We start from the raw sequence: 6,000 nt of genomic DNA, 5'->3' as shown, positions 1-6,000 counted from the left end.
GCAACTTCACCAACTACCGGCTACGCATCCTGCTCGCCGCCGACGGCACCCGGCCCTATCGACGAACACCGAACCACGCCTGATTCCGAAGAGCCCGTTTCCGACCCTCGAGGGGTACGACGAACTCGTCCTTGCGCGTTCCATCCCCTTCCGTTCGGTCTGCGAGCACCACATGCTGCCGTTCGTCGGATCGGCGCACGCCGGCTACCTGCCCGGCGAACGGATACTCGGTCTTTCGAAATTGGCACGAGCCGTCGGTCACTTTGCCGCGAGACCCCAGATCCAACAACGGCTGACGAAGCAAGTCGCTGACTGGTTGCAAGCAACCTTGCGTCCCGCCGGCGTCGGCGTCGTGATTGAGGCTGAACACACGTGCATGACATATCGCGGCGTCCGCGCACTCGGCTCCACAACCGCCACTTCGGCGCTGCTCGGCAGGCTGCGAAACGACGCGCGGTCGCGTCAAGAGTTCTTCGCCCTAACGCGGCTTGCCGGCTAAGGGGCGCGCGCGTTGTGTGTTGAAGCCCTGTGGGACAGATGGCGCCGTCATCGCGCATCACCAACTGCGCCACTGTAAAGTGGCGATGAGCTCCGGCGTTGCAGCGCATTCCTTCCAGCCGTTGCGAGAGTTGATCGAGCGGGGTCTTCATCTACACCAACGGCGACTCGATTCTGCGAAGCCTGCAGGCTTCCTTTAGGCAGGACGCCGGCTGGCACCGGGGCTCGACAGAGAGCGCCTTGAGCGTCGCGGTCTCTGATTCACCGGCTACCGACGTCCTGGTGCGACAGTGGGTTGGCCGAGCGGCGGCAGCCGCCGGATACAGCGATCAATGCGCTTGCTCGACCCGCAGCAGCGGCACCGTGTCCTCTCGACCCGGGATCCATGCGTCAGCGAATAGAAGCGGCGGTCACGTCAGGAATTGAGGCAATGCTAGGCGCACAGCAGGCGCGCTAGAAGGCAGCGTCCGGCCAGGTCAAGTCCAGTGTTGCCGCGGTGACGCCGGAGTCGGTGGCCCACCGGGTCTCCTCGTTCCCGTCAATGGCCTTCGAGGGCGCCCAATCCGGCAGGTTCCGGAAGGCGCTGCTTGCGGACGCGGTCGCCAGCAACGCGAGGTACGTGACGGAGTCCTTGGCGGTGTCGACGGGGCTGGTGCCGGCGGCCGCCGTTAGGGGGACGTCGTTAGTGGTCACGGTGACGTCGACAGTGCCGGTTCCCGCGGTTGGGGCGACGGCAGTGAGCACCAACGACGTCCCGCCCTAAACGGCAGCCGCCACAGCTCACACCTGACCGGGCGTCGGCCTCAAAGGCAGGGCCCGCCTTTCAACGCGCCCGGCGCAGGAAGTCGACAACCAGGTCTGTCGTCGCCTGCGGCTGCTCTTCGGTGATCCAGTGCCCGCAATCCGGGATGATCGCATCTTCGACCTTATCGGCGACACACCGGATCACCTCGCCGATCCCAGGGCCGAACGTAGCTTCGCCACCGAAGGCCAAGACCGGCATCTGAAGCTTGCCCTGCGCAAGGAACGTCTTGTTGTCGGCCGCATCCTGGTCAAAAGCCAGGAACTGGGCAAAGCTCGCTCGCATTGCGCCGGGCTGCGCGTAGAGCGCCGCATAATGTTGGCGCTTCGCTTCATCGAACCGCTTCGGGTCCACCGAAAGTTCGTTCCAGAAGCGGTCGAGATAGATGCGCTCGCGACCGGCGACCAGGCGCTCCATATCGTGACCACCGAAGCCGAAGTGCCACATGGTCGGGTCCTGGGTGATCTGATCCCAGGGTCCGATGCCGGGCAGCGGCGCATCGATCGCCACCCATCGGCGCACGCGCTCAGGGTGGGTGGCGGCAGCTGCGTAGCCGACCATGATGCCGATGTCGTGCGTCACCAATTCGGCCGTACGCACCCCCAGTGCGTCCAGGACGCCAACCACGTCCGCCGCCTGATTCTTCTTGTCGTAGCCGCACTCAGGCTTCGACGAGAGGCCCAACCCACGCAGGTCGGGCACGACAATCATGTGGTCTTCGATGAGCGCGCTCGCCAGATGACCCCACATGTCGCCCGTAGTGCCAAAGCCGTGCAGCATGACGACCGCCGGACCATGCCCGCCGACGCGTACGTGGATGTTGGCGCCGTTGGTTTCGATCTCACGGGACTGCATCCCGGCCGGGAAGGGGTAGATGCCATCCTGATGTCTGTTGTCGTTCATCGCTTTTGCTCCGGGTTTGAAGGGAAGTTGGCTCCGACGGCGAGGACGGCCGGAGGACTAGGGATGGACACGGCGCCGGGCGTGCGACGTGCTTGGTGGCTCCGGCTCATTTCATCGCCGCTTCGACGATGGCAATGTCCTCGTCCGTCGTTCCACCGCTGACCCCGACGCCGGCGATCACCTGGCCGTCGCTGGTGAGCGGCACGCCGCCACCCATCGCGGAGTATCGACCGCCGGAGACGGCGAGGAGTGGATAGAGGGCCGCGCCTGGTTGCACGAGCGGGACGAGGTCGGCGGTGCGCATCCGGACGAGGGCTGACGTGTAGGCCTTACGCTCGGAAAGCTCGAGAGAGAACGCGGGTGCTCCGGTCATGCGGTGCATGAGAACGACGTTGCCGTGGATGTCGATGACAGACACCGCGACGGGTACGTTCTGTTTGAGCGACTCGGCCTCGACGCGGCCAGCGATTTCCTTTGCGATGGTGAGCAAGTCCATGGTCATGTGATTCCTTCCAAAAATGTAAGATCGGCCGTTCGGATTTCAGTGCTCGCGCTTGAGCGCCAGTTGTCCCACGGAGGATCCGAGTCGATTCTCAGCGTCTCCAGGCTGCTGCAAACCTTGCTCCAGGAGGGCTTTGATACTTTCCTGCGCCGCTGGTCGTTTGACGGATGCCATGCAGGCGTCCCAGCCCGCTCTGATCTCGACGTCGGGCGGCAGGCTGGCTTCGTTCACGAGGCGCTTGGTGTTGGCGATGGCCCACTTGTCGAACGAGGCGATCCGGGTTGCGAGTGCGTCGACGAAGTCGTCCAACTCTGCATCCGGTAGCGCACGGTTTACGTAGCCGAGGAACTCGGCATCGGCGCCTCGGATGTCGTCTGCGCTCAGGAGTACTTCGAGGGCGCGTCCTCGTCCCATGACCCGCGGCAATCGCGCCATGGGCCCTCCCCCAGCGACGACGCCCACGCCAACTTCGAATTGCGACAAGATCGCCTTCTCTCGGCTCGCGAAGCTCATGTCGCAGGCGAGCGCGAGCTCACTGCCGTTTCCGGTGGCCCGCCCCCGGATCAGCGCGATCGAAACGAATGGGGCGCGCGTCAGGCGCACCAGGACGTCGGGCCATGCCTCGAGGCCGGTCGGACCTTGCGGGAGGCTGGTCAGATCCTCGAAATTTGCGAGGAAGTCGGAGTGATTCAGGAAGAAGTCGTCGACGGCACTTTCGAAGACCACTACCTTCACTCGGTCGTCGTTCTCGAGCGCCGTGACGAGGTCTCGGATCTGCGGAACGAACTCCGGACCCATGAGGTTGAGCGGCGGGTTGTCGAGTACGACTCGACAGTATGAAGGGGTAACTCGATTGAGCCTGATTTGCGGATCCTTCGGTGCTGAGTTCATCAGAGCCTCTCGTGTGTTGGATGAAGACGAATCGTGGTGTGGTTCAGCGCAGGCGAAATACGCGCCGCGGATCCCGTTCCCTGCAGAATGGCGCGCCCTACTTGGCCAGGAAGGCGAGAAGGGCTTGGTTGACCTCGTCGGGGTGGGTCCAGGCGATGTTGTGCGGCCCGCCTCCGACCGTCACGACCTCGAGGTCCTTGATCAGGCCGGGCAGCCGGGCAGCGGTGGCGGCGTACGGGAGGATCCGGTCGGCGTCGCCGTGGATCAGCAGTGTCGGTACGTCGATCTTGGGCAGGTCGTCGCGGAAGTCGGTCAGCCAGGTGTCGACGCAGGCGTGGGCGGCGTACGGGGAGGCGGCAATCGCGACGTTGAAGCTGTTCTGCCAGGCCTGCTCGCTGACTCTGGAGCCGCCGAGAACGTCGAGGTTGTAGAAGCTGTCGAGAAAGGCCTCGAGGTAGGCCGGCCGGTCCTTCACGATCGCGGCCTTGATCTCGTCGAACACCGCCCCGTCGACCCCATCGGGGTTGTCGCCGGCCTTGAGCAGGAACGGCGGGATCGCCCCTATGAGCACGGCCTTGGTAACCCGCGCCGAGCCGTAGCTGCTGAGGTAGCGGGTCACCTCGCCGGTGCCCATCGAGAAGCCGCAGAGCACCACGTCATCGACGTTCAGGTGCTGGAGCAGCGCGTTGAGGTCGGCGGCGAAGGTGTCGTAGTCGTAGCCGATTGTGGGCTGGCTGGACTTGCCGAACCCGCGCCGGTCGTACGTGATGACCCGGTAGCCGGCCTGCAGCAGTGCTCGTTCCTGCTTCTCCCACGACGCGCCGTTGAGCGGGTAGCCGTGGATCAACACGATCGGTTGCCCAGACCCGTGGTCCTCGTAGTGGATTTCGATCGGGGCACTGTTCTCGGTGCCGACGGCAATGCGTGGCATGACGGTCTCCTTGTCTGCTGCGTGTTCTCTGCCCACCATCGCGGGCCGAGTGCCCGCACGGCACCCGGGGAGAGCCCGGGTCGACCCCGGGTCGACCCGAGCCGACGCACAGCAAAAGAAGGCCCGGACCGTGTGGTCCGGGCCTTCTTTTGGTGCGGTATCAGACCCGGCCGGGGAGTCGGGTCGTGACCTCCTGGACCAGCCACACATTGCCGTCAGGATCGTTGAACGAGCAGAACGACCTGTAGCTGGCACCCTCGGGGTCGCGGCCGGGTTGCCGCGCCTCGACGGGGAACGGCGGACCGTGCCACACATCGACCACATCGATGCCACGACCGACGAGGTCTTTGTGGGCCGCCTCTATGTCAGGGACCACCAATACCGTCTGCGCCGAGCCGGGCGCAGCCGTGGTGAGTCCGAGGCCGAAGGTGATCGAGCACGCCGAGCCGGGCGGCGTGAACTGCACGATGCGGAGGCCGTCCATCGGCGCGGCGTCGTCGTCGAGCCGCCATCCCAGGCGCTCGTAGAACTCCTTCGATCGATCGACGTCTGAGACGGCGATGACATCGTTCTCGAGGTGCATTTCGCCCTCGCCGATGCCCGCGTCATTACTCGTGGAGCTCATGTCCGCTCTCTCTTTCTCGTTTGTACACAACTGTCCTACTGGGTCTCTGACCAGCTGCTGCTGGCCGAGTGTGACGACCGCACCGACGCCGCAGTCCGCCGGTGGCGAGCCAACCGGGAGCCCCGCCTCTCAGACCTGGGAGTTGGCCGGGTCACTCGGGTGCTCGGTGAGGGGGGTGGTCTCAGTCCTCATCCACACGCCCATGGGCAGCGACTTGAGCATCACCTGTAGCTCCTCGCCGTCGTTGGCACGCCACAGGCCGAGCGCCCGCCAACTGCCCGGCGTGGGCGGGAGCATCCACAGTCGGACGAGGTGTCCCTGTTCGGCGAGGTCGCGCGTTCGCTCGGCTTCGCGTGCCTGGATGTCGGCGACCTCTTGCTCACTCACGCCGTCGGGAACCGTGACCTCGAACGTCGTCAGGAACTCCTTGGCATGTGCTTCGTACGACAGACCGGCGTCGTTGGGATGGGCTCCCAGCGGCACCACCTGATCGGAGCGCCAAACGCGCAACGGCATCGAGGCGAGGACGGCCTCGAGCTCCACCTCATCGGCGGCGGCGAACAGGCCGAGAGTGCGCCACTCGCCCGGCTGCAGGGGCGGACGCCACAGACGCAGCAGATGCCCCTGGCCGGCAAGCTCGCTGGAACGTGCGGCCTCGCGGCGACGGATCTCCTCAACTACCTCCTCTGCGGTTCCGTCCGGAACCTGCGTCGTCATCGTGACCAAATACTCCATCTGCGAGCCTCCTGATTCAGCTGCGGCGCCGACAGAGTCGGCTTCACAGCGATACTTTCGTTTCGCTGCCCGACGCGGACCCGGTGAACACCCCGGTTCACGCCTGGTTCGCT

Annotated in this window: 8 protein-coding genes; 1 reads left to right on the top strand and 7 read right to left on the bottom strand. The window is 65.1% G+C overall.

Annotated elements, in window-relative coordinates; translation table 11 throughout:
- Positions 1–499 (top strand): GTP cyclohydrolase I (folE, locus tag EV644_RS38695; RefSeq protein WP_132333449.1); only part of this gene is annotated, 499 nt, incomplete at its 5' end.
- Positions 500–951: 452 nt separating this feature from the next.
- On the opposite strand, the gene EV644_RS38690 is transcribed toward folE, so the two are convergent.
- The 7 genes from EV644_RS38690 to EV644_RS38660 all read right to left on the bottom strand — a co-directional run bounded on the left by EV644_RS38690 (position 952) and on the right by EV644_RS38660 (position 5,887).
- The gene (locus EV644_RS38690) at positions 952–1,191 is read right to left on the bottom strand and encodes a discoidin/SUN/FTP domain-containing protein (protein ID WP_132195555.1); all 240 of its coding nucleotides are present in this window, start codon (positions 1,189–1,191) and stop codon (positions 952–954) included.
- 130 nt (positions 1,192–1,321) lie between these two features.
- On the bottom strand, positions 1,322–2,203 hold the full coding sequence (locus EV644_RS38685; RefSeq protein ID WP_132195553.1) for an alpha/beta fold hydrolase: 882 nt from the start codon (positions 2,201–2,203) through the stop codon (positions 1,322–1,324).
- Positions 2,204–2,309: 106 nt separating this feature from the next.
- Positions 2,310–2,705 (bottom strand): GlcG/HbpS family heme-binding protein, encoded by a 396-nt coding sequence (locus EV644_RS38680; RefSeq protein ID WP_199240256.1) that lies wholly within the window; start codon positions 2,703–2,705, stop codon positions 2,310–2,312.
- 39 nt (positions 2,706–2,744) lie between these two features.
- Positions 2,745–3,596, bottom strand: coding sequence for an enoyl-CoA hydratase/isomerase family protein (locus EV644_RS38675; RefSeq protein WP_132195551.1), 852 nt, complete (start codon positions 3,594–3,596; stop codon positions 2,745–2,747).
- A 97-nt stretch (positions 3,597–3,693) separates the two neighbouring features.
- Positions 3,694–4,527, bottom strand: coding sequence for an alpha/beta fold hydrolase (locus EV644_RS38670; protein WP_132195549.1), 834 nt, complete (start codon positions 4,525–4,527; stop codon positions 3,694–3,696).
- 160 nt (positions 4,528–4,687) lie between these two features.
- Positions 4,688–5,152: a VOC family protein gene (locus EV644_RS38665; RefSeq protein WP_132195547.1), complete on the bottom strand. Its 465-nt coding sequence runs from the start codon at positions 5,150–5,152 to the stop codon at positions 4,688–4,690.
- A 129-nt stretch (positions 5,153–5,281) separates the two neighbouring features.
- Entirely contained in the window at positions 5,282–5,887 is a 606-nt protein-coding gene (locus EV644_RS38660; RefSeq protein ID WP_132195545.1) for a muconolactone Delta-isomerase family protein, read from the bottom strand.
- Between the last annotated feature and the right edge of the window lie 113 nt (positions 5,888–6,000).

Origin of the sequence: Kribbella orskensis (assembly GCF_004342085.1) — a bacterium.
Classification (GTDB): Bacteria; Actinomycetota; Actinomycetes; order Propionibacteriales; family Kribbellaceae; genus Kribbella; species Kribbella orskensis.
Note: the sequence above shows the minus strand (reverse complement) of the source record. Positions and strands in the feature narration are given on the sequence as shown.

Coding starts and splice junctions, on each gene's coding strand:
- EV644_RS38685 (WP_132195553.1), bottom strand. CDS start 2,203: ATGAACGACAACAGACATCAGGATGGCATCTACCCCTTCCCGGCCGGG.
- EV644_RS38680 (WP_199240256.1), bottom strand. CDS start 2,705: ATGACCATGGACTTGCTCACCATCGCAAAGGAAATCGCTGGCCGCGTC.
- EV644_RS38675 (WP_132195551.1), bottom strand. CDS start 3,596: ATGAACTCAGCACCGAAGGATCCGCAAATCAGGCTCAATCGAGTTACC.
- EV644_RS38670 (WP_132195549.1), bottom strand. CDS start 4,527: ATGCCACGCATTGCCGTCGGCACCGAGAACAGTGCCCCGATCGAAATC.
- EV644_RS38665 (WP_132195547.1), bottom strand. CDS start 5,152: ATGAGCTCCACGAGTAATGACGCGGGCATCGGCGAGGGCGAAATGCAC.
- EV644_RS38660 (WP_132195545.1), bottom strand. CDS start 5,887: ATGGAGTATTTGGTCACGATGACGACGCAGGTTCCGGACGGAACCGCA.